The 26,212-nt window shown below is 57.9% G+C and carries 27 protein-coding genes; 3 read left to right on the plus strand and 24 right to left on the minus strand.

Annotated features, from left to right (window positions below; all coding sequences use genetic code 11):
* Positions 1-242 precede the first annotated feature (242 nt).
* Both ACSEMK_RS08770 and ACSEMK_RS08775 read left to right on the plus strand, forming a co-directional pair.
* The gene (locus tag ACSEMK_RS08770) at positions 243-518 is read left to right on the plus strand and encodes a DUF2574 family protein (protein WP_020079736.1); all 276 of its coding nucleotides are present in this window, start codon (positions 243-245) and stop codon (positions 516-518) included.
* A 324-nt stretch (positions 519-842) separates the two neighbouring features.
* Positions 843-1,160, plus strand: a complete 318-nt coding sequence (locus ACSEMK_RS08775; protein ID WP_020079735.1) for a hypothetical protein — start codon at positions 843-845, stop codon at positions 1,158-1,160.
* Between the two features lie 28 nt (positions 1,161-1,188).
* On the opposite strand, the gene ACSEMK_RS08780 is transcribed toward ACSEMK_RS08775, so the two are convergent.
* From ACSEMK_RS08780 to ACSEMK_RS08790, 3 genes are read right to left on the minus strand one after another with little or no spacing between them, the layout of a single operon-like run.
* Positions 1,189-2,313 carry an ABC transporter permease gene (locus tag ACSEMK_RS08780; protein WP_430914786.1) on the minus strand — a complete coding sequence of 375 codons (1,125 nt, stop codon included), beginning with the start codon at positions 2,311-2,313 and terminating at the stop codon, positions 1,189-1,191.
* Positions 2,313-5,072 carry a ribosome-associated ATPase/putative transporter RbbA gene (gene rbbA / locus ACSEMK_RS08785; protein ID WP_430914787.1) on the minus strand — a complete coding sequence of 920 codons (2,760 nt, stop codon included), beginning with the start codon at positions 5,070-5,072 and terminating at the stop codon, positions 2,313-2,315. Before rbbA ends, ACSEMK_RS08780 begins: the two co-directional genes overlap by 1 nt.
* Entirely contained in the window at positions 5,069-6,133 is a 1,065-nt protein-coding gene (locus tag ACSEMK_RS08790; RefSeq protein ID WP_213317783.1) for an HlyD family secretion protein, read from the minus strand. The genes rbbA and ACSEMK_RS08790 overlap by 4 nt, the downstream gene beginning before the upstream one ends.
* 371 nt (positions 6,134-6,504) lie before the next feature.
* Between ACSEMK_RS08790 and ACSEMK_RS08795 the strand changes: the two genes are divergently transcribed.
* Complete coding sequence (locus ACSEMK_RS08795) at positions 6,505-7,899, plus strand: diguanylate cyclase (protein ID WP_430914788.1); 1,395 nt, start codon at positions 6,505-6,507, stop codon at positions 7,897-7,899.
* 46 nt (positions 7,900-7,945) lie between these two features.
* Here the strand turns inward: ACSEMK_RS08795 and trpS are convergent, their stop codons facing one another.
* The 21 genes from trpS to ACSEMK_RS08900 all read right to left on the minus strand — a co-directional run bounded on the left by trpS (position 7,946) and on the right by ACSEMK_RS08900 (position 26,205).
* Positions 7,946-8,953: a tryptophan--tRNA ligase gene (gene trpS, locus ACSEMK_RS08800; protein ID WP_430914789.1), complete on the minus strand. Its 1,008-nt coding sequence runs from the start codon at positions 8,951-8,953 to the stop codon at positions 7,946-7,948.
* 200 nt (positions 8,954-9,153) lie between these two features.
* Positions 9,154-9,483 (minus strand): DMT family transporter, encoded by a 330-nt coding sequence (locus tag ACSEMK_RS08805; protein ID WP_004204123.1) that lies wholly within the window; start codon positions 9,481-9,483, stop codon positions 9,154-9,156.
* A 17-nt stretch (positions 9,484-9,500) separates the two neighbouring features.
* Complete coding sequence (locus ACSEMK_RS08810; RefSeq protein ID WP_047043812.1) at positions 9,501-9,914, minus strand: DMT family transporter; 414 nt, start codon at positions 9,912-9,914, stop codon at positions 9,501-9,503.
* 31 nt (positions 9,915-9,945) lie between these two features.
* Positions 9,946-10,614, minus strand: coding sequence for a hypothetical protein (locus ACSEMK_RS08815; RefSeq protein ID WP_430914790.1), 669 nt, complete (start codon positions 10,612-10,614; stop codon positions 9,946-9,948).
* A gap of 12 nt (positions 10,615-10,626) precedes the next feature.
* Entirely contained in the window at positions 10,627-11,247 is a 621-nt protein-coding gene (locus ACSEMK_RS08820) for a phosphate propanoyltransferase (protein ID WP_047043816.1), read from the minus strand.
* Positions 11,244-11,642, minus strand: coding sequence for a BMC domain-containing protein (locus tag ACSEMK_RS08825; RefSeq protein ID WP_430914791.1), 399 nt, complete (start codon positions 11,640-11,642; stop codon positions 11,244-11,246). The genes ACSEMK_RS08820 and ACSEMK_RS08825 overlap by 4 nt, the downstream gene beginning before the upstream one ends.
* Before the next feature lie 12 nt (positions 11,643-11,654).
* Positions 11,655-12,602 (minus strand): choline TMA-lyase-activating enzyme, encoded by a 948-nt coding sequence (gene cutD / locus ACSEMK_RS08830; RefSeq protein WP_045395444.1) that lies wholly within the window; start codon positions 12,600-12,602, stop codon positions 11,655-11,657.
* A gap of 85 nt (positions 12,603-12,687) precedes the next feature.
* Complete coding sequence (cutC, locus tag ACSEMK_RS08835) at positions 12,688-16,074, minus strand: choline trimethylamine-lyase (RefSeq protein ID WP_430914792.1); 3,387 nt, start codon at positions 16,072-16,074, stop codon at positions 12,688-12,690.
* 133 nt (positions 16,075-16,207) lie between these two features.
* A complete protein-coding gene (locus tag ACSEMK_RS08840) occupies positions 16,208-17,389 on the minus strand; it encodes a 1-propanol dehydrogenase PduQ (RefSeq protein WP_430914793.1) in 1,182 nt (393 codons plus the stop codon).
* Positions 17,390-17,406: 17 nt separating this feature from the next.
* Positions 17,407-17,664, minus strand: a complete 258-nt coding sequence (locus ACSEMK_RS08845) for a EutN/CcmL family microcompartment protein (RefSeq protein WP_020079728.1) — start codon at positions 17,662-17,664, stop codon at positions 17,407-17,409.
* A gap of 24 nt (positions 17,665-17,688) precedes the next feature.
* Complete coding sequence (locus ACSEMK_RS08850; RefSeq protein WP_430914794.1) at positions 17,689-19,290, minus strand: acetaldehyde dehydrogenase (acetylating); 1,602 nt, start codon at positions 19,288-19,290, stop codon at positions 17,689-17,691.
* A 53-nt stretch (positions 19,291-19,343) separates the two neighbouring features.
* Complete coding sequence (locus tag ACSEMK_RS08855) at positions 19,344-19,622, minus strand: BMC domain-containing protein (protein WP_004146125.1); 279 nt, start codon at positions 19,620-19,622, stop codon at positions 19,344-19,346.
* Between the two features lie 12 nt (positions 19,623-19,634).
* The gene (locus ACSEMK_RS08860) at positions 19,635-19,919 is read right to left on the minus strand and encodes a BMC domain-containing protein (RefSeq protein ID WP_002442227.1); all 285 of its coding nucleotides are present in this window, start codon (positions 19,917-19,919) and stop codon (positions 19,635-19,637) included.
* Positions 19,920-19,936: 17 nt separating this feature from the next.
* Positions 19,937-20,215, minus strand: coding sequence for a BMC domain-containing protein (locus ACSEMK_RS08865; protein WP_012542984.1), 279 nt, complete (start codon positions 20,213-20,215; stop codon positions 19,937-19,939).
* Positions 20,216-20,661: 446 nt separating this feature from the next.
* Positions 20,662-21,180 (minus strand): FidL-like protein, encoded by a 519-nt coding sequence (locus ACSEMK_RS08870; protein WP_015368469.1) that lies wholly within the window; start codon positions 21,178-21,180, stop codon positions 20,662-20,664.
* On the minus strand, positions 21,177-21,980 hold the full coding sequence (locus ACSEMK_RS08875) for a winged helix-turn-helix domain-containing protein (protein ID WP_015368468.1): 804 nt from the start codon (positions 21,978-21,980) through the stop codon (positions 21,177-21,179). The genes ACSEMK_RS08870 and ACSEMK_RS08875 overlap by 4 nt, the downstream gene beginning before the upstream one ends.
* Before the next feature lie 21 nt (positions 21,981-22,001).
* Positions 22,002-22,586, minus strand: coding sequence for a TetR/AcrR family transcriptional regulator (locus ACSEMK_RS08880; protein ID WP_015704263.1), 585 nt, complete (start codon positions 22,584-22,586; stop codon positions 22,002-22,004).
* 166 nt (positions 22,587-22,752) lie between these two features.
* A complete protein-coding gene (gene dagF, locus ACSEMK_RS08885) occupies positions 22,753-23,499 on the minus strand; it encodes a 2-dehydro-3-deoxy-phosphogluconate aldolase (RefSeq protein WP_430914795.1) in 747 nt (248 codons plus the stop codon).
* Complete coding sequence (dgaE, locus tag ACSEMK_RS08890; RefSeq protein WP_113374524.1) at positions 23,486-24,595, minus strand: D-glucosaminate-6-phosphate ammonia lyase; 1,110 nt, start codon at positions 24,593-24,595, stop codon at positions 23,486-23,488. The genes dagF and dgaE overlap by 14 nt, the downstream gene beginning before the upstream one ends.
* A gap of 3 nt (positions 24,596-24,598) precedes the next feature.
* Positions 24,599-25,459 (minus strand): PTS system mannose/fructose/sorbose family transporter subunit IID, encoded by an 861-nt coding sequence (locus ACSEMK_RS08895; protein WP_161799897.1) that lies wholly within the window; start codon positions 25,457-25,459, stop codon positions 24,599-24,601.
* On the minus strand, positions 25,456-26,205 hold the full coding sequence (locus tag ACSEMK_RS08900) for a PTS mannose/fructose/sorbose/N-acetylgalactosamine transporter subunit IIC (protein WP_015368463.1): 750 nt from the start codon (positions 26,203-26,205) through the stop codon (positions 25,456-25,458). Before ACSEMK_RS08900 ends, ACSEMK_RS08895 begins: the two co-directional genes overlap by 4 nt.
* Between the last annotated feature and the right edge of the window lie 7 nt (positions 26,206-26,212).

Here is a 26,212-nt window from a genome sequence, read left to right on the forward strand (position 1 = left end):
GCGTCGCAACCCGTAGCCCGGAAAAGGTGCGCAGCACCGCCTCCGGGAAAATACCCGACCCGGCCGCCTGGTTCGTTAACATCAGTAATACCTATCGCACTAATAGCTCTCAGTATAATTGTCCTTATTAATTATATGGATTATCTTTCCTGCGTGATGACATCAACGCATCACCTCTCCTGAGGGAGAAAAATAGAAAGCAAATCGCTTATTTCTCATCCTGTTAACTGGTTATAAATTCAATGAAAAAACCGCTAATTGGGATTCTGACATTAGCTTATGGATTGAGCTTGCCTGCATTCGCTGCTGATACCGCTACATTAACGATCTCCGGGCGTGTGGCGACACCTACCTGCAGCACCAATATCATTAACGAAAAGGCTCAACAGCGTTGTGGGCAAAATACTTACCTCATTAACACGCAAAATATGGCAGTCCCTTCTCATGGGGTGGTTACCCAAACGGTGAATTTACCGAATGATGCGAACAGGAAAATAATTATCAGCAGCTACGATTAATCACCCACTTATATTTCCGCGCCATTATATTGCCCAGCGGCGAAATAATGGCGCGCTGCTATCAGCTATAAAAATCAGCCACTTGTAGACTTGAAAATTTATTCCCACCGCTTAATACTTCTCTCCCCACTTATTTCCACGATCGACAGGTGTTATCCACTCTTTTGGCGTTAATGAGAGACATCATTAACACTTTGTTAACTTGATCTGGTTTAAGTGACGGTAAATTTGATATACAAATAGGGTAGATTGCCTGTATGGATGCTGCCCGAAGTGCCTTGCGATGAATGTTGCAGGTCATCGGCTGGCAATATGAGAATATAAATGAAAATCCTGCTTAACTGGCCGCCGTTGCGCCAGATCGTTACTTACATTCAGGAGCGCTTTACCTTTCTGGTTCTGCTCTGCTGGCCGGCGATTATCTGGCTGTTTTGCCGGGTTGGCGTGTGGCTTACCGATAGCGCCTATCAACTGCTGGGGAAATCGCCTGCCCACTCTTTCACCGTTTATCTTCAGCCATTTATGACGCCCGGCACGTTGCTGCGCATTTCTATCAGCTGGATTGTGCTGTTATTCATTCTTTTCAGTATGGCGATGGCCTTCACCTGGGGTCTGCGCCGCTTTATGAATCGTCAAAAATAAGCCATCGGCGCAGCGCCAGCTCCAGGTTTTATGCCATCTCACCAATTGTCTTGCGAAAACGCAGCAGCGCAATGGTAAAGAAAGCGCTGCCGATAGCGAACAAGATTAAAAACTGCGGCCAGACGATGGCAAAGCTGGCGCCACGGTAAAGTATCGCCTGCGCGAGGCTGACGAAATGGGTGGTCGGCATGGTCAACATAATGTCCTGAACCAGCTGCGGCATACTCTCCCGTGGCGTGGATCCGCCGGAGAGCATCTGCAGCGGCAGCAGCACCAGGATCATCAGTAGCCCCAGTTGCGGCATAGAACGGGCGAGCGTGCCCATAAAAATGCCAATGGAGGTGGTGGCGAACAGGCTGAGCGCAACTCCCAGCATAAACAGCGGAATCGCCCCCTCAATCGGTACCTGCAAAATTCCCTGCACCATCAGCACTAGCGACAACCCGGAGACAACCAGTACCACTAGCCCCATCGACCAGATTTTTGCCATCATTATCTCAAACGGCGTTACCGGCATCACCAGCAGGTGCTCAATGGTGCCGTGCTCTCGCTCGCGGATAAGCGCCGAGCCGGTGAGGACAATTGCCAGCATGGTGATGTTGTTAATAATCGCCATCACCGCGCCGAAGCGCTCTTGCTCAAGGTTAGGGTTAAAGCGCATCCTCACCGCCAGCTCTACAGGCAGCGCACTATTGTCGCGATAGCGGGCGACAAAGCTGTTCACTTCACCGCTGATAATATTCTGGATATAGCCGTTGCCGGTAAAGGCCTGGCTCATTCGCGTGGCGTCGACGTTGACCTGCACTTCCGGCTGGCGACCGGCCAGCACATCGCGCTGGAAGTTTGGCGGAATATTGATGGCGAATGTGTATCGTCCCGCATCCAGACCGGCATCCATTTCATCGGCGCTGATCAACTCCGGCGTTAAAAACCACGGCCGATAAAAGCCGTTAATGATCCGCGATGAGAGCTGTGATTTATCCATATCGGCAATGGCGATAGGCGCCAGATGCAGTGAGCCGGGCATTACCGTGGCCGAGGAGTAAACCGACACGGTAAAAGCAAACACGATCAGCGCCAGCATCGCTTTATCGCCGAGCAGGCTGCGCAGCTCTTTGATGCCGAGGTTATAGATATTGCGTAATCCGCGCATCATCCCTCCTGTTTCTTCAACAGCAACACGCTCAGCCCGAGCACCAGCGGCACCGCAATCAATAGCGGAATGAACGAAACCCACAAATCGCTAATATTCAGCGCCTTGGAGAAGGTGCCGCGGGCGATGGTCAGGAAATGGCTGGTCGGGTAGATTTGTCCGATCCAGCGACCTGGCCCCTCCAGAGATGCCACCGGATCGATCATCCCGGAGAATTGGGTGGCCGGAATAAGCGTAATAATCGCGGTCCCGAAAATGGCGGCGATTTGGCTCTTCATAAATGTCGAGATCAGCAATCCCAGCCCGGTGGCGATGGTGACATACAGCAGCGCCGCCAGGGTGAGGGTCAGGAAACTCCCCTTATGCGCGACGCCAAACACGAAGACCGACAGCGCGCACAGCAGAAAGAAGTTAAACATGCCCAGCACGATGTAAGGCAGCTGTTTGCCGAGCAGGAATTCGCTGCGGGTGGTCGGCGTCACGTATAGGTTGATGATCGAACCGAGCTCTTTTTCCCGCACCACGCTCAGCGCGCTGAGCATTGCCGGGATCATCATCAACAGCAGCGGGATCACCGCCGGGACGATGGCCGGCAGGCTCTTCACGTCCGGGTTATAGCGATAGCGGGTCTCGATGGAAATGAGCGAAGTATCACGATTCGGGCTACTTTGCCGCCCGGCCATCTCCTGCAGCCAGGCCAGATGCATCGCCTGCACGTACCCGCGCACCGTTTCGGCGCGATTTGGCATTGCGCCGTCCACCCACACGCCAATCTGCACCGGCGTACCGCGAGCGATATCGCGGCCAAAGTTCGGCGGGATTTCTATTGCCACCGCCAGCTCGCCGTTACGCATTCGACGATCCAATTCGTCATAACTCTGCAGTGGCGCCTGCTCGATAAAGTAGCGTGAGCCCGCGATATTCTGCGACCAGTTCTGGCTGCTGATCGTTTGATCGCGGTCGAGGACGGCAAAGCGCAGATCCTCAACGTCCATGCTGATCCCATACCCCATGATAAACATCAAGATCACCGTCCCCAGCAGCGCCAGCGTCGATCGCACCGGATCGCGGCGCAATTCCAGCGCTTCGCGGCGGCTATAGCTAAACAGGCGACGCAGGCTGAATGACTGGCGTGGGGACGCATTCTTCTGCTGTGATGCGACAGCAGGCGGCGCGGGCGTTGTAGAGACAGAAACGGTCGGTTGCGCGGCATCCGCCGCTTCCTGCAGCCAGGCGATAAACGCCTCTTCGAGGCTGGCGGAGCCACGTTGCTCAACCAGCGCCTGCGGCGTATCGCTGGCCAGCACCTTGCCGGCGTGCATCAGCGAGATACGATCGCAGCGTTCCGCCTCATTCATAAAGTGGGTAGAAATGAAGATGGTGACGCGATCCTGCCGCGCCAGGTCGACCATCAGCTGCCAGAACATGTCGCGTGCCACCGGGTCAACGCCGGAGGTGGGTTCATCGAGGATCAGCATCTCCGGGCGATGGATTACCGCTACCGCTAATGACAGACGCTGGCGGATCCCCAGCGGTAAGTCAGCGGGAAGCGCGTCTTCAACCTCGGTCAGCATAAAGCGTTTGCTCATTTCTGCGACCCGGCCAGCTATTTCTTGGTCCGGAATGTGAAACAAGCGGGCGTGCAGCTCCAGGTTTTGCCGTACGCTCAGTTCGCTATAGAGCGAGAAGGCCTGCGACATATAACCCACTCGCTGTCGGGTGGCGATATCTTTCGGATCGACCGGTTGGCCAAACAGCCAGGCCTCGCCTTCGCTGGCGGGCAACAGGCCGGTTAGCATCTTCATGGTGGTGGATTTGCCGCAGCCGTTAGAGCCGAGGAAGCCAAAAATTTCGCCACGGGCGATACGAAAGTTAACGTGGTCGACGGCGACAAAGTTGCCGAAGCGCATGGTCAGGCCGCGCGCTTCAATGGCAATCTCTTCCTCGCTGCTGTCGCGCGGCGGGATGACCACTTCGTTATGTGCCAGGCGCTGCGCTTCCGGCAGCAGGGCGATAAACGCCTGCTCCAGGGTCTGGCTGCCGGTCTGTTTTTTGAGCGCCGCCGCGCTACCGGTCGCCAGTATTTCGCCGGCATTCATCGCCACCAGCCAGTCGAAGCGCTCGGCCTCTTCCATGTAGGCGGTGGCGACCAGCACGCTCATTTCCGGCTGGCGCTGGCGGATGCTGTCGATCAGATCCCAGAACTGCGCGCGGGAGAGCGGGTCGACGCCGGTAGTGGGTTCATCAAGGATGAGTAGCTGCGGGTCGTGGATAAGAGCACAGCACAGGCCGAGCTTTTGTTTCATTCCACCGGAGAGTTTACCGGCAGGGCGATCGCGAAACGGCGCCAACCCGGTGCTCTGCAGCAGTTCGTTGATACGAAGTTCACGCTCGGCTTTATCGTGACCAAACAGGCGGGCGAAGAAGTCGACGTTTTCATAGACCGATAACGTATGGTAGAGGTTTTTCCCCAAACCCTGCGGCATCCAGGCGATTTTCGGGCACACCTGCTGGCGGTGACGAACATCGCGCATATCGCCGCCGAGCACCATCACGTTACCCTGCGCGATGGCCCGCGCCCCGGCGATAAGCGAGAGCAGGCTTGATTTGCCGACCCCGTCCGGGCCAATCAGGCCAACCATACGCCGCGCCGGGATCGCCAGGTTGATATCGCGTAACGCGATGGTGGCGCCAAACTGCTGGCCAACGTTTTCCAGCAGGGCGACGGGGGGCGAAGTATCCTGCGGCGTCAGTTTCATTGCGGCAACCTCACCGTCAGCGCTTCAGGCCAGCTTTTCTGCTTATCCAATCGTACCCAGGCCATCCCAGGCAGGCCGGTTTTGACATATTCCAGATGCTGCTCCAGTAGTTCTGGCGGAATGCGCGCCTTGACGCGGAACATCAGCTTGAGCCGCTCGTCGCTGGTTTCTACCGTTTTCGGCGTGAATTGCGCGACGCTGGCGACAAAGCTGATATTTGCCGGGATGACTAGCTCTGGCGCGGCATCCAGGATCAAGCGCGCTTCACTGCCGAGCGCCAGGAGACCCGCCTGTTCCGTTGGTAGGAAGAAGGTCATATAGACGTCAGCCAGGTCGACCATGTTTAATATCCGCCCCCCGGCGGCCAGCACTTCGCCTGGTTCAGCAACGCGATACTGGATGCGGCCGTCGCGCGGCGCTTTCAGCTGGCTATCGTCGATATCGGCGAGGATCCGCCGCTCGGTGGCTTCGGCGGCTTCAACGCGGGTTTTGGCCTGAATGATGCTGGTACGGGCGGCTTCAATGGCGGCGCGGGCGGCAGAGACCTGCGCTTTCGCCGATTCCAGCGCCGCGCGGGCGCTTTCAGCGGCCGCGCGATCGTCATCCAGCTGCTGAGCGGAGACGGCGCCACGCTGTGAAAGGGTGCTGGAACGGACGTGGCGTTTAGCGGTGGAGTCTAGCTCCGCCTGGCGTTGCTTCACCACCGCTTCGGTGGCGCGCATTTCGCTCTGCCGCTGGTCGAGTAACGCGTTGGCGGCGGCAACCGCGCTTTGCGCTTCTTTGATTTGCGCGGCGGCTTCGAGGCGCTGCTCGTTAAGTACCCGCGTATCCATCCGCGCCAGCACATCGCCTTTATGGACGAACTGCCCCTCTTTGACCAGAATCGTCTCGATACGCCCGGCAATTTTGGTGGCGATATCGACTTCCGTCGCCTCGATGCGGCCATTACTGGCGGCGAAGCCCGGCGGTAGCCCGGCCGGGCGCAACATCCACCATGCTGCGGCGATGATTACCGCTGCAACTACGATATACCCGGTCCAACGTCGTTTGTTCTTGTCCATACGCGACTCGCTCTGTTCCATATTGCTGAGTGGTGCGCGTTTCGCTATTTCGCCCGGCGGGACGATAAAAAAAGAGGAGATAAGGCCGTCCGGCGCAAAATCCTGTTACGTTGCCAACCGGTGGGGAAGATGTGCTTTTAGAGTGGTCATCATCAGCAATCCTGGCCTTAAATGAAACACGCATATTTATAATCTGGATACTAACATCGGTTGCGCCAAAGTCCATATATAAACTATGGAATTGCGAGCCCCTCACTGTAATGGCTGAGAACTACGCTATCCCTATGATTTTCTTCGTCTGGTTGACCTGCGGCAACTCATGTATGATCGGCAACCCCGAAATAGACTAACGCCCGGCGAGCGCTTTATTCATGAACGATGAAAGCAAAAAATATATCTCTGTTATTTTTAAGGAGTGGCTACCTCTGTATGACAGCCTGACGCCAGCCGTTAAGGAGGTACTTAAAAATATCGCAGAGGAGCAATCGGAAGCGTTAGCGGCCCGGTTTTATGATTTTATTTTTCAGGATCCGGATATTGCCCGCCACCTGACTTATGATTTAGTTCAGGAGCGTCTGAGCCGCTCGCTGGCGCTATGGGTGAAGGAGATCCTGACCAGCGATAAAGCGCAGTTGCCGGCGTTGGCGGAACAGCAATATCAGATTGGCAGCATCCACGCGCGGATCGGCATCCCGGCGGAGGCGGTTCTGCGCGGCGCCCGGCAGATTAAGGCCGGGCTTATCGAGTATATCCGCGGCCACGTTAGCGACCGCCAGATTGCCGTCGATGCCATTTATTACGCTATTATGGCGATTAATATGGCTGTTGAGATGATGTGCCACGCCTATACCTTATCGCACTATCGGGCGACCAAAAACGAAGAGGCGTATCGCCTGTATAGTTTGATGGACAATGTCCCGATGGAATATGGCAAACAGCAGGCGGCGCTTTCCGGTTGGGAAAATACGGCGATTTTTAATATTGTTAGCGAAAATAAAGCACATACTAACGCTACGTTATTATCTGAATCGGAATTTGGTCTCTGGTTCCGCCATAAATGCGTACGCTATTTTAACAAAAATAGCCAGATGGACGAAATCGCCGCATTAATTTCGCAGGTCGACGACTTATTAATAGGATGGCGGGCATCAGCCTCTGCCATGGATTATAAAAATACACAAAACCTGATACAGGGGATCCATATTCATTGCCAGCAAATCGGCAGCCAACTGGGCGTAATTTTTAGCAGCCTGTCGCAGATGCAAAACGGCAAAGATGCGTTAACCAGCCTGCTTAACCGCCGCTATTTGCCGGTGGTGCTGAAGCATGAAGTGACGCTGGCGATGGAGCATGAGTTGCCGATGACGGTGGCGATCGTCGACATCGATCATTTCAAAGGCATTAACGATAACTGGGGCCATATGGTCGGCGACCGGGCGATTAAACATGTCGCGGAACTGCTCAGCGATAATATCCGTTCCAGCGACTATATCTTCCGCTACGGCGGGGAAGAGTTTCTGCTGGTGCTGGTGGAGACCGGCGTGTCAGAAGCGTTTACCATCCTCGACCGCCTGCGGAAGAAAATTAGCCAACTGGCGTTTAACGTTGGCGGCGATACGCAGATCCCGATCACCGCCAGCATTGGCTATGCCGTGCACTCCGGCCATCCCGATTACAACCTGCTATTGCGCGATGCCGATAATGCGCTGTACGCCGCCAAACGCGAGGGGCGCAACTGCGTGAAGATGCATAAAGGCAGGGTGTAAAACGAGCCCCGGTAAACGTAGCGCGACCGGGGCAGGGCTCTGAAGCTCAGAACAGTACCGGCAGCCCCAGCCCGCGCTTCACTTCATGCAGCGTCTGCTGCGTGAGCTGGTGGGCGCGTTCGCTGCCCTGGCGCAACAATTCCAGTAGCATTCCTTTATCCTGACTGTAAGTGGCCCGGCGTTCACGGATCGGCGCCAGTAGCTCCTGCAAGCAGGTTTCCAGTTCATTCTTACACTGGCGATCGCCCAGCCCGCCGCGCTGATAGTGGGCTTTCATCTCAGCAACCCGCGCCTTATCGCTATGGAAAGCGTCGAGATAGGTGAACACTACGTTGCCGTCGACATGCCCCGGATCGCAGACTCTCAGGTGTGTCGGGTCGGTATACATCGCGCTGACCGCGCGGTGAATCTCCTCTTCACTGGCTGATAACGTCAGCGTATTGCCCAGCGATTTCGACATTTTGGCATTACCGTCGACGCCCGGCAGGCGGCTCACTTCGCTGAGTAGCGCTTTGCAGTGGCGCAGCACCGGTTCGCCGGTGAGGCTATTCATTTTGTGGACGATTTCGTTGGTCTGCTCAATCATCGGTAGCTGATCGTCGCCCACCGGCACCAGCTCGGCCTTGAAGGCGGTGATATCGGCGGCCTGGCTAATCGGATAGGCGAGAAAGCCAACCGGCAGCGAGCGGGCGAATCCCTTCTGGGCAATCTCATTTTTTACCGTCGGATTACGTTCCACGCGAGCGACGGTGACGATATTCATATACAGCGCGCTGAGCTCAGCCAGCGCGGGCAGAGCGGACTGCAGGCAAATAGTGGTGAGCTTGGGGTCGATGCCGACGGCCAGATAATCGGCCATGACTTCGAGGATATGGTGGCTGATTTTTTGCGGGTTGCTGCCGTTATCGGTGAGCCCTTGCAGGTCGGCGATCAGGATAAACTGCTGGTGGTCGTGTTGCAGCGCGACGCGCTGGCGCAGCGAGCCGACGTAGTGGCCAAGATGTAGTTGGCCGGTCGGGCGGTCGCCGGTGAGAATGGTTTGTGGATGGTTCATCAAGGACTCCTTATCAGACTGTTCAGCCGAAAGACGTCCTGAAAATAACAAAGCCGCCTTCCGGCGGCTTTGAAAATGGAAACGTGTATCGTGCCGCCTGTTATGCAGGCAGCCACCAACGACGGGGGTAGGTAACGATAACGTTTCTGTTCATCTTTTTATCCTGCCACGAAATCACGGCGAGGTAAACCCGCCTTGTATTACATGGTCGAGAAGACGTTCATGATCACGCCGCCGGAGATAATCAGCGCCATGGCGATAATGGCCGCCAGGTCCGGCTTCTGCTTATAGAGGATCATCGAGCAGATGGTGACGCCGACGATACCGAAGCCGCACCACAGCGAGTAGGCTACGCCCACCGGGATGGTGCTCATCGCGCGGGTGAGGGCGAAGTAGCACAGGCCGTAGGCGCAGACCACCAGCACTGAAGGCGCCAGCTTGCTGAAGCCGTTGGTCTTTTTGATCATCGAGGTGCCGGTGATTTCGGAGCCGATAGACAGCGCCAGCCATAAAAATCCGAGATTAAACATAGGGTATTCCTTTCCTGTTAGTTGGCGATTTTCTTATCCATGGAGGCGACTGGCGTGACGGGTGCAGCCTCTTCGCTCTCTTCGGAACCCATCTTCGAGAACAGGTTCATGATAACGATGCCGCTGGCGATCACCGCCATGCCGATGATGGCGGCGGTATCCGGGTGCTGGCCGTAGAATGCCATTCCCAGCGTCGAGACCACCAGGATGCCGGTACCGGACCAGGTGGCGTACGCCAGGCCTACCGGGATATCTTTCACCGCCCTTGAGAGCGAGTAATAGCAGGTGCAGTAGAGCGCAATCAGCAGGCCGAGCAGCAGCATTTTTGTGCTGCCTTCGCTGCTACCGAACATTTTTAACGTCGAGGTTGCTGAGGTTTCGGAGAGGATAACCAGCAGCATCCATAACCAGCATTTTGTTTTCGAAGACATCGTTAAGCTCCAGGTTCATAGTTGGGTAAGGTCATATCTTTCTGTTTTTTAAATAATCAATGGCCGCATCGGTCAGCTGCGCGTGCGGAGCCGCCGCCAGCGCCGGATTATTCACCACGTCTGTGACGGTGAGATAACGGCGCGGTTCGCTGCTGGCGGCGGCTGGCGCGGTGGGCGCGTCCAGCGTCGCCAGCAGCTCATTCATGGTGCCGAGGAAGACGCCGCAGGCTTCCAGACGAGCCAGCGTGGCTTGCAGATGCCCGGCATAGGCACTGTCGGCCTGAGCGCCGCGCAGTTGGTTGAGTTCGCTGAGCGGATCGCAGTGATAGCGCAGCGCCAGCACGGGAATACCCTTCAGCAGCGCCTCATGCGCGCAGCGGGCGAGCGGGCTGCTGAGCGTGCCGTTCAGCAGGTCTGAAGCCAGCGGATAATCGAGAAACGGCAGCAGTACCGCCCGCCACGGCGCTGACGGAAGGGCATCCTGCCAGGCCGAAGAGGGAATTATCTCGCCGACCTCCCGCCACGCGGCGGTGTCAGCGAGGCCATCCTCCAGCGCGAGGCGTAGCGGATGGCCGCTTCCCGCCAGGCGTTGGCGGATAGCCGCGCGATAGCCATCAGCGGCGGTCACCATCACCAGTACCGGCGGGCGCAGGCGCTGCAAAACACGCGCAACTAAACCTTCAATCTGTTCGTCGGTCATGGCGAGCCTCCGTTAGCCGATGAGCGTCACCTGCGCGCCGTTTTTCAACCCGGCGGCATTGGCTTCTTCGGTGTCAATGTGAAACTCCAGCGCGAAGTCATCGCGCACCCGCACCACCACTTCATCGAAAGTCAGCTGGCGCTCGCCGTTGCTGCGCACGCTGACCTTCTGGCCATTGCTAACGTTGAGTCGGCGCGCGTCCTGCGGCGACATATGAATATGGCGCCAGGCGCAGATCACCTGCGAATGGAGTTCAACGTGGCCAGCGGGCCCAATCAGCAGCGCGCTGCCGGCATTCTCCAGCTGGCCGGACTCACGAACTGGCGCCTTAATCCCGAGCGTGAAGCAGTCGGCGCGCGACACTTCCAGCTGCGATAGCGGGCGGGTTGGCCCCAGCACGCGGACGTTGGTCAGCGAGCCCTTCGGCCCGACAACGGTCACGCACTCCTGGGCGGCGAACTGCCCCGGCTGGCGCAGCGGTTTGAACGGCGTCAGGCTGTAGCCTTTGCCGAATAGCGCCTCGACGTCCTGTTGCGCGAGATGGACGTGGCGGTTGGAGATCCCCACCGGGATCGCCGGCGCCGTTGCGCTCAGGCGAACGGTGATTTTTTCGCGAAGCAAGGTGTCGATCATGACTTCTTCCCTTTCTTCAGCGCCGGATGCTTATCTTCCGCTTCGTTCGGGGCGGCAGGCGGAACGATGGGTTCCGGGGCGGCGATAACCACAGGCTCGGCCGCTTTTTTCGCAGGCGGCGGGTTGCCTTTGAGGTTGCTTAACGCTTCAACCACGCAGCGCTCCGGGCGGGCAACGACCAGCGACTTCACGGTGTGCTCGGCGCCAGCCACCGCCACTCCGCGCTCGATAGCGGTGTGGATGGCGCTGATTTCCCCTTCAAAGCAGACGCTTACCAGCCCGGAGCCTGGTTTGCGATAGCCAATGCAGGTCACTCCCGCAGCTTTACAGGCGGCGTCGACGGCCTGAATGGCGGCGACCCATCCTCGCGTTTCAATTACGCCTAAACTTTTCATGGTCGGCTCCTGTTAATGGCGGACTAAGCGAATATCAAAATCAAATTGCTGGAAGAAGGTTTCCAGCCGGTCCAGTTCGTCCGGTGAATAAGACGGGTCCTGGGTAATCGGGTAGGGCATATCCAGGCGTTCGTATTTTTTGCGCCCCAACTGGTGGTACGGCAGCATGTCGATGCGGCGGATATTCCCGCGCTTCGCCAGCTTCTGTACGTAATCAATCGCGCCGGTAATGGCGTCGAATGAGTCGTTGTAGCCGCGAATGAGCGGCATGCGCACAATCACATTGGCGCCGGAATCCACCAGCCATTCGAGATTGCGGCGGATCCCTTCGTTGCCGATGCCGAGCATCGCCTTGTGGTGTTCGCTGTTAATCTGCTTTATGTCGAACAAGAAGGTGTCGGTGACCGGCGCCAGCTTCTGGTAGTTGGCAAGCGGGGTGGTGCCCTGGGTTTCGACGGCGGTGTTAATCATCATTTTTTTGCATTCGCTAAATAAGGCGACGGCAAAATCGGTCTGCAGACTCATCTCGCCGCCGCCGATGGTCACGCCGCCGCCGGAGGAGATGTAGAAGTCGTAGTCCTGCATGATGATCTCCATCAGCTCGCTGACGGTGACGTCCTTGCCCATAATGTCCAGCGCGTTCTGGGTGCAAATCTCTTCGCATTTGCGACAGCCGATGCAGTCTTTGTTGCGGTCGACGAAGTGCTTCATTTCGCCGTTTTCTTCCGCCCGATAATGAATACCCGCCGGACAGACGCTGACGCAGTCGCCGCAGTTAATGCATTTGTCGTGCGAGAACATCACCTGGAACTGGCTGCTCAGCCCTTCCGGGTTGGCGCACCACGGGCAGCGAATGTTGCAGCCCTTAAAAAACACCAGCGTGCGAATGCCATCGCCGTCATAGATCGAATATTTCTGGATATTGAAAATTCGGCCCGTTAATTCTTGTTTTGCGATCACGCTTGCCTCCCGCTCCGTCCCGTTACGGGACGGAGAACTTCCGGTTATTTCTCAAATACAGCTCATTTAATTCTCTTTAAGAGAACTAGAACTTCTCAATCACCGTACGACTGATGATCTCGTCCTGGACCTCTTTGCACAGCTCAACGAAGTAGGCGCTGTAGCCGGCGACGCGAACGATCAGGTCGCGGTATTTCTCCGGCTCCTGCTGCGCCTTCTTCAGTACTTCGTTATCGACGTAGCTGAACTGCATCTGGCCGTTGCCGAGAATCGAGGCGGTACGCAGCAGGGTAATCAAGCCGTGGCGACCTTCCGGGGTATCCAGCAGCCCTTTGAGGAACTTGAAGTTGTGCACCATGCCGATGTTCATGGTTTCCACGTTCATCTTGCTGACCGACTTGATAATCGCCGTCGGGCCTTGTTTATCCGCGCCCTGAGTCGGGCTGATGCCGTCGGAGAGCGGCATCCACGCCAGGCGGCCGTTAGGCGTGGCGTTGGTCAGCTCGCCGATTGGCGTGTTGTTGGAGATAGACAGGGTGCCGTGGCTCAGGGTCGAGTAGAGCATTTTGTATTTACGGCACTCTTTCTCGGTCCATTCGGTAATATCCAGCGCGTACTGGTCGACGTAGTTATCGTCGTTACCGTATTTCGGCGCGTTCAGGCAGTCGCGGCGCAGCGCTTCGTAACCTTCAAAGTTGGCCAGCAGCGCATCGCGGATCTGCTCAAGGGTGTATTTCTTCTCTTCGAACACCAGCTTGCGGATCGCCGCCATCGAATCGACGTAGGTCGCTAAGCCGGAGAAAATCAGCCCCGGACCGTGGTTGACCATCGCGCCGCCTGCGGCGACATCTTTGCCGCTCTCCATGCAGCCTTCGACCAGCAGCGACATCAGCGGCTTCGGCGCCACATCGCGGTGGACGCGCTGGCTGATGACGGTGCCGATGGCCGACAGGCGCACGATGTGGGCGATCTGCTGTTTCACCGCCGCGTCGAAATCTTCGAAGGTGCGCAGGTCGCGCAGGTCGCCGGTATCCAGCCCCTGATAGCTATCGAACAGCACCATCCTCCCGCGGTTGAGCACGAATTCAATCGCGATAGGCCACTGGGTGTAGCCGGTGGAGGTCCACTGATAGATGCGCCCGGATTTTTGCGGCTCAACGCAGCCCATCAGGCAGTAATCGCGGGCGTCTTCAAAATCGAAGCCTTTGCGCAGCATCATCTTGATGTGGGAGTCATCGAAGTGGCAGGCCGGGAAGCCCATTCCCGCTTTCACCACGTCGACGATTTTTTCCATGTATTTCTGCGGCGACTGGTTGTGGATACGGCAGGCCAGCGACGGCTGGTAAACCTTCACGAAACGCACCGCGTCCATAATTAGATAGGTCAGATCGTTACAGGCATCGCCGCCGCTACGTTTCTGGCCGCCAACGGTGAGGTTGATAAACGGCTGATAACCCGCGAAATATTTCGCTCCCAGCTCACTCGACATCCACATCAGTTCAGCGCATTTGATGATGAATGCCTGCAGCAGCTCCAGCGCGGTCTCGTGGGTCAGACGGCCTTCGCGGATATCGGCTTCGAACATCGGGTAGCAGTACTGGTCGACGCGCCCCAGCGACAGCCCGGTCTGGTTTTCTTCGATTTCAAACAGCGATTCGACGGTCCAGATGCTCTGCAGCGCTTCCTGCAAGGTCTTCGGCGGATTGGCCGGCACGTTTTCGTTCACTTCGGCGATGGTCAATAGCTCGGCGCGGCGCTGGGCGTTTTGCTCTTTAGCCGCCAGTTCGCGGGCGTGGGCGGCGATGCGGCGGGCGTAGTTGACCACCCCTTCACAGGTTTCAATCGCCGCTTTGTAGTAGTAGATACGGTCAATATCTTCCGGGTTTTCCATGCTCAGGCTGGCCAGATGCGCCTCGGCATCGGCTTTAATGCCGTTCATCCCTTTAGTGAACAGCAGCACGTCGTAGCCCGGACAGGTATCGCCGCCGCCGTTAATCTGGTGATAGGAGAGGTCGCTGACGAAGGTCTCGCCGCTGAAGGCCCAGACGCCGGCCTCACGGTATTGCGCTTCGCAAATCTCATCCAGCGAACGGCCTTTCCAGAACGGGACGATCTCTTCGCGAATGGTTTTTTTATCCGCTTCGCTGATTTCAAACGGATCCTGCGGGCGGGTGCTCATGGTGTCGAGCTCATCGCGTACCCAGCGCCAGGCGATATCCGGCGAGAAGGCGCCCGCACGCGGCTTGCCGCACGGATGGCCGACGATCAGCTCATCGTCCTGAATCAGAATCGGCGCGGTTTCGCAGGCGTGGCGGAAAGCTTTGGCGCGCAGCAAAATGGTCGGCATGCCAGGGTTGGCTTTGACCACTTCGGTAAAGGCCAGCGCGCGATAGATAGAGACGCTCGGGCGTACCGTCAGGTAGTGGTTACGCAGGCGCTGCATACGCGGGGTTAAGCCTTCTATCGCCGGCGTGTCGGCGCAGGCCGCGAACGGCGCGTGGCTGACCTGTTGTGCGCCGCTAAACAGACGCACCGGCAGATTCAGCGCGCTGAGGTTGCGCTGGGCGCTGATAAACATCGCCGAGAGTTCGTTCACTTCGGCGTTGTCAAAAGAGGCGCCGTGCAGCATGGTGTCGAGCATCGGATAGCCGTCAATGGCGCAGGCGGCGCGGACTTCGCTCAGTTCCGCCAGCTTGAACCACAGGCACTCCACGATTTCATAGGCCTGCTGGTTATTCAGCGCGCCGCTGTTGATATCGCGCTGGAAGTAAGGCAGTAGCGCTTTATCCGCCCCTTGCGGGTTAACCGCATAGCTGCCGTTATCCAGCTGTAGCGCCAGCTGGAACAGATAGAACGCCTGGCAGGCTTCTTTGAAATTACGCGCCGGATGGGCCGGAACGTGGTGCAGAATGGCCGCGCTATCGAGCAGCTCGGCTTTGCGATAAGCATTGGTTTCCGCGGCCGCCAGCTGCTCGGCGCTGTTGGCCAGATTTTGCGCCAGCGCGAGCAGGGCGTCACAGGCGTAGATGGCGGCGCGGCAGCCGTTGACTTCATCCATACCGCTGCGGCTAACGGCGCTACCGAGGGCGCGGGTTTTCTCTTCCAACTGGTGCTTAATCGCCAGCACGCCTTTTTCGACGACCAGGTTGTAGTCCGGTGAATCGAGATCGCTGTTGAGGTTGAGGAACTGGAATACGGATGGCCGATGCGCGGCGCTTTCATCATGGAAAATCGCCCCGTGCGGTTTACGGGTCTGGTTACCGACGATCAGTTCGTCGGCGCTAATGGTCAGCGGCAGCTGGCGCATCAGTTCATAGAAACGGCGAGCCGGTTTGACGGCGGCGGGAATGCCTGCGATATCGCTATCCAGCGCGCTGAGGATCGCGGCGTGCTCGGTGCACAGGCTGCTTGCCTGTGAACGTAAACGGTCTGCCAGCACTTTGACGCGCGGCGTTAAGCTGTAGTGTGCCATGTAGTATTCTCCAGATGTTCTTTTTCCGCGGCTGATGACAACCCGGTTGTGGATACAGTGTCCGTATTCCTGCCGGGTGGCGGCTGACGCCTTACCCGGCCTACAAATAACTCAGCGATCACCCGGTTATCTGTTACCCGTAGGCCCGTGCAAGCGGAGCGCCGCCGGGCGATTCCAGGCAACCGGACCAGGCCCGGCGATAAAGCTCGGTTAACGCGTTAGCGTCCGGCGCGCGTGGGTTGGTTGGGGTACAGCTGTCGCGCAGCGCCTGGCCGACCATCTCCGGCAAACGGCGTTCGAATTCAGCCGCCTCAATGCCGGTGTCGCTAATGCCGGAGGGCATGCTCATCTCTTCTTTTAAAGCCTGAATGGCGACCAGCAGGCTGGCGACGCCCTGGCGCGGCGAGGCGGCTGGCAGATCCAGCAGATGCGCCAGACGGGCATATTTCGTTGCTGCAAGGGTGTCGCACTGGCCGTTGAAATCGGCGTTCCAGGCGACGACTTGCGCCATCAACAGGGCGTTGGCGCGGCCATGGGGTACGCGGAAGACGCCGCCGAGGGCGTGGGCCAGGCTGTGGGTTATCCCAAGCGAGGCGTTGGTGAAGGCCATCCCCGCCATGCAGGAGGCGTTATGCATCTTTTCACGCGCCTGCAGGTTGTCGCCGCTGCGCCAGCAGGTCGGCAGATAGCGAAATACCTGCTGCACCACTTTCTCCGCCAACGCGTCGGAAAAGTCGCTGGCGGCGCGGGAGACGTAGGCCTCAAGGGCGTGACACAGCACGTCCATGCCGGTGTCGGCGGTAATGGCCGGCGGCACCGAAGCCACCAGCGCCGGGTCAAGAATGGCGATATCCGGCAGCAGCGACGCATCCACCAGCACCAGCTTCTCCGCGTTGGCTTTCACCACCGAAAAGGCGGTGACTTCCGAGCCGGTACCGCTGGTGGTTGGGATAGCGACAAAGCATGGACGCGGGCGGTCAGTCTGCGGACGGGTTTGCGCCAGGGAGAAAATAACCGCTTTGGCGGCATCGATTACCGAACCGCCGCCGAGCGCGATAACCAGATCTGGATAGTGGTTATCCATTAACTTCATGCCGCGCACCACGGTGGCGATATCCGGATCCGCCACTACGTCGTCCCACATCTGCCAGGCGATCCCGCGCTGGCGCAACAGGGCGGTGACGCGCTCGGCGAGACCAAACTTCACCATCGCTTTATCGGTCACCAGCAGCACGCTGCGGGCGGAAAGTTCGTTCAGCACCGAGAGGGCGTTCTGACCGAAGCAAATCCGCGGTTTCAGTAAAAATTCACTCATTGGGCTACTCACTCCTGTTAGGCGTCCCGAAACACGTTCTCGACAATGGCGACCACCGACATCGCTTTGTAGCGCTCTTTATTGAGCGCGAAGTACTCTTCCGCCAGCACGATGTCGTGCATGCCGGCGCCGACGTTATCGACGGCAACCCAGGTCTGGTCTTTCATCGGCTGCTGTTTGTCATCTAAGCGGGTGATCAACAGCAGGTTGCTGCCGCGTAGCTCATCGCATTTTTGCGTGGCGACGACATGGCCGGTTACCTTTGCGAGAATCATCGTTTATCGCCTTATATCAGTGCGTTACTTAGCGAGGCGCTCCAGCACCTGGCGAATAACGCGTTCCACGTTTTGTTCGTTGATTTCACCTTCCATACTGGCGGCGCCTGCGCTGGCGAAACGGTCATCGCTGCCTGCAGTGCGCGCTGGCGCGGCGCTGGCCGGGACGTTGAAACGCACGTCATCAAGAATGCTGCGCTGCGGATCGCTCGCCGGAGTAACGATGGCCGGCTGGGGTTCAGGGCGGCTGCCCGGCGCGCGCAGCTCGTCAATCGAACGTACGCCAAAGCCGACTTTGCGGATATTGAGCAGGTTCATCGGGCCGACGTTGTCGGAGCTGGAGCCGCCGCCGACCGCGCCGCAGCCGAGAGTCAGCGCCGGAGAGATGTTGGTGGTCGCGCCGATACCGCCGAGCGCCGCCGGAGTATTAATCAGAATGCGGTTGACCGGTTTTTCGAGGCTGAACTGGCGGATGACGTCCTGATTACGGGTGTGGATCACCAGCGTATGGCCGAGTCCTTCGTTGGTCAGCAGCTCCACCACGCGGTGGCAGGCGGCTTTCCAGTCCTCTTCCACGTACAGGCCGAGTACCGGGCACAGTTTTTCCCGCGAGTAGGGGTTTTTCGGCGATACGGTGGTTTGCTCGGCGATCAGCACTTTAGTGCTGGCCGGTACGCAGAATCCCGCCATCTGGCTGAGGTATAGCGCGGTTTTGCCGACCACTTTCGGGTTGATGGTGCCGTTCGGGCGCAGCAGCAGCGCCGCCATTTTCGCCGCCTCATCTTCATTCATGAAGTAGACGCCCTGCGCTTCCAGCTCGCGGTGAACCTCGTCGTAAATGCAGCGTTCGACGATAATCGACTGCTCGGAGGCGCAGATCACGCCATTATCAAAGGTTTTACTGGTGACGATATCTTTCACCGCGTGGTGGATATCGGCGCTGCGTTCGATAAACGCCGGGCCGTTACCCGGGCCGCCGCTGATGGTCGGGGTGCCGGAAGCGTAGGCCGCCCGCACCATGCCTTCGCCGCCGGTGGCGAGGATCAGCGACACGTCTTTGCTGTGCATCAGTTCGGAGGTGGCTTCGAGCGTTAACTGGGTGATGCCGTCAACGCTGCCTGCCGGGGCGCCGGCCGCTTCTGCCGCGCGTTTGACGATTTCAATCGCCTTCCAGCTGCACTGACGCGCGCCTGGATGCGGGGAGAAGATAATGGCGTTACCGGCCTTGAGGGCGATCAGCGCTTTGTAGATAACCGTAGAGGTTGGGTTAGTTGAGGGGACCAGCGCGCAAATCACGCCGAGCGGCACGCCCACGTCCATCACTTTTTTTACCGGGTCGTCATGAATGATGCCAACGGTCTTCATATCTTTGATGGCGTCGTAGACGCGCAGCGAGGCGAAACGGTTTTTCAGCACTTTGTCCTGCCAGTTGCCAAAACCGGTCTCTTCCGCGGCCATTTTCGCCAGCGCTTCGGCGTGGTGCGCTGCTTCCTGGGCCACGTTTTTCACGATGGCGTCGATTTGCTGTTGCGAAAAGGTGGCCAGAATCGCCTGCGCCTTTTTGGCGTTGCGCACCAGTTCCCGCGCGTTCTGCCGGGATTGCAAATCGTTATCCAGTTCAATCATGAGTCTATCCTTCATCAGACGAAAAGAGTGGAGACGGGGCGCGCCCTGTCAGGTCATGCTTTGTGCTGCGCCGCGATTTTTTCGATGTCGTTATGTGGACGCGCAATGACGCGAGAACTGACGACTTCGCCGATGCGTTTCGCCGCTTCCACGCCGGAGTCGACCGCCGCGTTGACCGCGCCGACGTCGCCTTTCACCATTGCGGTGACGAGGCCGGAACCGACGTTTTCATAGCCGATAAGCTCGACGTTGGCGGCTTTACACATCGCGTCCGCGGCTTCAATGCAGGCCACCAGACCTTTGGTTTCGATAAGACCAAGCGCTTCTTTCATCAGGATTCTCCGTTAGTCCGCAATCTTGTAATGCGAGACGATTTTGTTGATGTCGTTATGCGGACGGGCGATAACCAGCGAGGTCACCACTTCGCCGATGCGCTGCGCCGATTCCACACCAGAATCCACCGCCGCTTTCACCGCGCCGACGTCGCCTTTCACCATCGCGGTGACCAGGCCGGAGCCGACGTTTTCATAGCCGATAAGCTCGACGTTGGCGGCTTTACACATCGCATCCGCCGCTTCAATGCAGGCCACCAGACCTTTGGTTTCAATCAGACCTAATGCATCACCCATTTGCGTTCTCCTGGCCTTCAGGCCTTGTGTTTAATGACGATTTTGTTGATGTCGTTATGCGGACGCGCGATGACCAGCGAGGTCACCACTTCGCCGATGCGCTGCGCCGATTCCACACCGGAATCCACCGCCGCTTTCACCGCGCCGACGTCGCCTTTCACCATCACGGTGACCAGGCCAGAGCCGACGTTTTCATAGCCGATCAGTTCGACGTTGGCGGCTTTACACATCGCGTCCGCTGCTTCAATACAGGCCACCAGACCTTTGGTTTCGATAAGCCCCAATGCATCACCCATCGTGATTTCCTCCAGAACAGGTTTTGTTATTCGGGAAAACCGTCCGCGTAACGGCATCAACACGCGGAAGCGGCGTTCGGGGTTCACTATAGGGAATGGGGAAAGAAGTGAAATTTAAATCCGTGGAGATGAATATTTTAGGTTTTTACTCTGTGATTTAGCCTTATTTAGCCTTCCATTTATCTTTTCGTTCTGTTTTATGCGTGTTGATTTTTATGATGATATGGCGCTTTTTTAGACTATTTATCGGCGAGAGGTGAATGTTAATAAGATGCTAATTACTTGCCAGCAGGCGGTAATATAGCCGCGTGATAATTGTGGGTATGCGCAAGTTTTGGCGTCGAAGCTAAATGCAAAACGTGCGCTTTTAGCATCGTGGAAAGAGGGGGCAATAATGGCGCGTGAGCGAGGGCGCATTTTCCTCGCGGCGGTTCAGGGGGGACGGGTTAGTTAAGCGTGCTGCCGGACTTCAGCGTGCAGATGTAGAGCGGCGAGTTGATAGAACTCAGCAGGATAGCTTTGTCGTTAAGCTTCTGCGCGTTGAGGAACAGGCCATCGTGGCTGTCGGACATCTCGCGCATGAAGTAGTCGAAGATGACATTCGGCGATTCGTCGATGGATGAGGCGCTGGATTCCCATTTTTTAATTCGGTAGTGGCGTTCGGTTGCCGAGATGCGTTGGCTGGTGTAGCTGAATTTGACGTAGCGCTGCAGGTAGAGCCAGCCGGCGGCGGAATCGGTATAGCCTTCCACCACCATCGAACCGTTGCCGTTGGCGGCAAAATTAAAATGAATATTGCCGTTCACATTCTCTTTTTCCATGTTTTCAAAACGCATGATCGCTTTGGTGGAACAGCTCATCACGCCGTCGTTGGCATCCGGCAGCAGGCGCCAGGCGCTAAAACCGGCGGCGGCGATAAACGCCAGGGCGGAAAGGGCGAAAAAGGGGCGGGGCGCGAGTCTCATTGCGGCTTCCAGGAGTAGTAAAAGTAGTTATCGCAATAGCTAAATGGGTTGTCTTCGTGCATCGCGCAGTGGGCGAGAAATACCCGGCCCAGGCCGTTAGTCTCCAGCCGGTCGCCGTAGAAGAAAACGAAACGCTCCCCCGGCTTGCAGCTGAGCTTCAGCCGCTGACGCACCTCATCAAAATTCTTACCGTAGGCCGTGGCGGAAACCGAACGCAGCATTTCATCGCTGGCCAGCAGTTCGCACTGGCTGTGGCTCATCAGCGTCAGATTGATTGGCCGGGCGACGTGGGTGCCGGCGAGACTAAATGCCACCAGCAGCAGGGCGATGAGCAGCAGACAGCCGCCGGCCAGATACCAGCACATACCGCGCGCATGTAGAGATGCGGTGGGCGGCGTTGGCGCCGCAGCGGGGGCGGCTTCATCAGGCGTAGCGCATGTGAGAACGGCATCGGCGGGCGTCGGCTCGGCGTCGAGCAGTTCGATGCTGAGATCCTGATTCAGCTGCAACATGCCGCGCGACACGGTGACAATAATGTTATCGATATCGTAGTGGCGGAAGGTTTTGCGCAGCATGCTCAGGTATTGATTGAGATTGCTGTTGGATGAGGTTAAACCGTTATCGTCCCAGACCTTTTTCAACACTTCATCGCGACTGACAACGCCGGTATGGCGAAGAAAAAAATAGAGCAGCGCGTTGGCGGTAATGGATAGCTGGCTATCCGGCTCATTGCCGCCCGGTAATGTTAGGGTGCCGTCCGTTGCGTCATAAATGAGACGGGCATTGATGTTGTAGCGCATCGCGGCCTCACTCTACTCGCTTCACGCGGGAAGCGTCATTTTTGTCAGATCGTTTACCAGCGCCTGGCGGTGTTCGCTGCTCATGGTGCGCCCTTCGGTCAGTTCCGATAACCAGATGCCGTCGGCGGCATAGCGCACCAGCGTGCCGGTCGGGCCGTTATCAAGCGCATCGCCCTGCGCCAGATGATCCAGCATCCAGTCGCGCCAGCATTTTCGCAGCACCGGTTCGTCGGGCATTGCCAGCGACAGCACCATCAGTTGCCGGCTTTCGTGGGTATCCGTCAGCTCCGGGTTGGACAGATAGCGCAAATAGGCGCGGGTAAAGCGGCCGTAAGCGATGTTATCGGCGGCCATCAGCTCGCTAATCGCCTTTTCCATAATTGCCAATAGCCGGGCGAACAGAGCGAAAATCAGCGCCTGTTTATTGGGAAAGTGGTGCATGAGCCCGCCTTTGCTGACGCCAGCCTCGCGGGCGACGGCGTTCAGCGACAGGGCGGCGATACCGTCCCGGCCGGCAATCATCGCTGCGGATTCAAGCAGTTGACGATGCAGACGGACGGGGTCTTTTTTACGATGCTGGGCTTCCATGTTCATGGCCCGAATCATACCGACCAGACGGTATGATTATTCTTGATCGCTATCAATATGAGAGGGCGCTTCGGACGGCGGGATGTCGTTATTGCGTGGAGGCTCACAGATTGACAGTGACCTTCAGCAGATCAGGAAGTTAGCGCGTGCGGTAATAGTGGTCTACACCGCACGCGCGGGGGGATTAATCGACCAGTTCCTTGACGATGTTCATCAGAGCATGGACATCTTGCGGTCGGGTATTACCGCTTTGCGGATCGATAATCGAGCTGTAAACATGCGGCATGACCTGCGCGACGCCGGCCTGCAGGCAAGTTTGCAGAATCAGCGCAAAGTTATCGAGATCGATACCGCCGGTGGGCTCAATCAATGTCATGCCATTCTCTGCCGCGCTTTGGGCCAGCGCTTTTAGCTCCGCCAGCGACTTTTCGCCGCCCATCGGGAAAAATTTAGCCGCATGCGCGCCCATATCCTGCATCATTCTGACCGCCGCATCGCAGGAGACTTGTGCAGGGGTGCCGTGGGCGCTGCGCACGCCGGTGGAAATGAGCACTTCGCCGGGCGTGCTGCTGGGGCTGACCAGTGCGTTGATTCGGGTCTGCTGACCACCGGTTGCCGCCAGCGCCCCGGCGGCAAACCCGCTGCCGGTGAAGGTCTGGTTGACGTGGGCGGGGTGGAGCTGCGCCGCAATCATTGCCGCTTTGTAAAACTGTGCCGGATCGCCGGCGCCGAGACCGACGGAAATAGAAGGCACTTCCGCCATCCAGCGGCGCACTTCTGCAACGCCTTGTTCGACGCTGGTAAATTGCGCCGAGAGTACGCCAATCACCGCGTGCCCTTCAGCGGCGTCATAGATTTCCCGGGCGTTGGCGATGTCCTTCGCCAGCACGTTAATCGCCACCCGCTGGCGATAAAAGTTAATCCGCTGCATGCTGCGTAATCTCCTGTAAGCGCGCGACGATGAGCGACATTTCTCCTTCGCCGACGGTGCGAGGGTCAAGGCTAAAATGGCCCTCATGCAGATAGTAGCGGCGGGCGTAAATGGCGATATCGCCGCCGCGTAGCTGGGCTTCAACCTCATGGGCGCTGAGTCCCAGTTCATTGGCGTCGACGCTGACACGAATGCGCCAGATGGCGCGCCCGGCCTCATCCTGCTCGATATCGGCGCGCAGGCCGGGTAGCGCGGAGATCGCCTCGGCGAATGGACGCAGCGCGGCGGCGTCGGGCGCCGGTGCCGCCGTCCGGTAACGGTCCAGCGCGTAAACGAGACCGACCATATTCTCTTTGCCGATTTTCATCGCCCGCGCGATGCCGTAATGCTGGGCTTTACAGGCGGCGATCCAGTTACGCTTGCCACTAATAAAGCCTGAGGTTGGGGCGTTAAAGGCTTTTGCTCCGCTGTAGATAACCATGTCCGCGCCGCTGGCAACCCACTGGCGCAAGTCTTCTTCGGCGGCGGCATCGACGATCAGCGGCAGATTATGCTGGCGGGCGACCTGCACGAAATCGTCAATACCGAGCATCCCTTTTTGCACGCAATGGTGGGATTTCACATACAGTAGCGCCGCCGTGCGTGCGTTCACCGCGCTCTCCAGCTGCCAGCGTGCCGCCAGATTGCTGGAGCCGACTTCGACAATACGCCCGCCACCGAGGCGGATAGCGCTGGTGATTGGCGCGCCGTAATCGACATTATGCCCGCGCAGTATCACTATCTCGTTCGGCCACTGGCTGCTGTCCGGCATCTGCGCCACCTTTTCCGGCTCGCCGCGGGTGATCGCCGCCGCGACGGCGATGGCGATACCGGCAGAGGCGCAGGAGGTGATATAGCTGTCTTCCGCGCCGGTGTGGGCGGAAACCAGTTCGCCCGCGCGGTCGGTTAATTTATCGATTTCGACGAAGGCTCCCGCCGCCTGCGCGGTGGCCTGCATCACTTGCGGGTCGACGGCGGACACGCCGAGGATGGTCATTTTGCCGCAGGCGTTAATCACCCGTTTTAAGCCCAGTTGCTGGTAGATGTTGCTGTTCATGATTTACAGCACTCCCAACAGCGAGCAGACGATGCTGATAGCAACGATTGACAGTAAAATGGTGGTGTAGCGCGGCCCTTTTTTCAGTAAGTAGAAATAGATAGCGAACACCGCAGCCAGCGGCAGCAGGCCGGGGGCAATCGAGTCGAGGATCTGCTGGACCACCACTTCCGAGCCTTTAAGCGCGCTGATTTTCAGCGGGGTGGTGATTTTGACGTAGCTTGCCGACAGCGCGCCCATCATGATGAGACCCAGCACGTTGGCGCCGTAAATCAATTCTTTAATTCGCCCCCCTTGCAGCAGGCCGATAATGGAGTCACGGCCCAGGGTGTAGCCTTTATGCACCAGTCCGTAGCTTATCGCCATGGTGATCGCCGGGTAGAGGATCAGCGGGGCGATCCCGCCGAACGCGCTGCCGCTGGCGGCGAAGGGGATGAAAATGGCAATCAGCAACGGCATCACCGCGGCCCAGATGATCGAGTCGCCCATCCCGGCCAGCGGCCCCATCAGGCCGGTTTTGATCCCGGTGATTGAAGCATCGCTGATCGGCTCGCCGCGGGTTTTCTGCTCTTCCATGGCGATGGAGATACCCTGGATAACCGAGCCGAAAGTTTGCTCCGAGTTAAAGAAGTTCAGGTGGCGTTTGAGCGCCTCGGCCTGCTCCTCTTTTTCCGGGTACAGCTTTTTGATAATGGGCGTCATTGAGGCGCAGAAAATCAGGCTCTGCAGACGTTCGTAGGAGCTGGATACTTCCGCCCCCAGCCAGTAAATCAGCCAGGCCTTGGTGATATCGGCTTTGCTCAGCGCCTGGGTTTCGCGGGCGCGTTCAACCAGTTCATGTTCCATTACATCGCTACTCATCATGCAGCTCCTTCATTTTTGGCCAGGCCTTTAATCAGGAAGGCGACGCAGGTGCCGAAAATCGCCATCGCCATGATGTCCACCTTCAGGTAGAGCACCGCGAAAAATCCGCCGATAAACCACGGCAGCAGGCTCTTTTTGCCGATCACCATGATGGTGATGGCAAAGCCCAGCGCTGGCAGGATACCGCCCATAATTTCAAACGAGTGGGTCAGCCAGTGCGGCATCAGTTTGAGGAATTTTTCCACTACGCTTTGGCCAAAGTAGTTGGCGGCGAAGACCACCGGGAAGCGCAGCACCAGCCCCAGCAGCGCCGGATAGATAAAGGCGCAGCGCATGATGCCCGCCATGTTGGCGCTTTCGGCGTGTTTGTCGGCCATATGCACCCACGCGGCGTTGAGCGTGCGGCGCAGCTGATCGAGGAATACCCCGATGACGCCAAACGGGATCGCCAGCGCGATCGCCAGGTTGGGCTCCATCCCGGCCTTCACGGCGATCGGAATGGCGATACAGGCGGCCAGCGCCGGGTCCGACGGCACGTTGCCGCCCGGTGTGGAGGTGACCCCAAGATAGACCAGCTGCATGCCTGCGCCGATGATCATCGCGGTTTTCATATCGCCCAGCAGCAGTCCGACGAATACGGCGATCACTACGGGCTGCAGCAACATGGCGGAGAAGGTATAGCCTAAACGTAATCGGGCGAACCAGTAATACAACCCCATCAGGCTCGCAAAAAGTAAGGTATCCATAGTTTTT

The organism is Klebsiella sp. K-3 (assembly GCF_051207495.1).
GTDB classification, from domain to species: Bacteria; Pseudomonadota; Gammaproteobacteria; order Enterobacterales; family Enterobacteriaceae; genus Klebsiella; species Klebsiella aerogenes.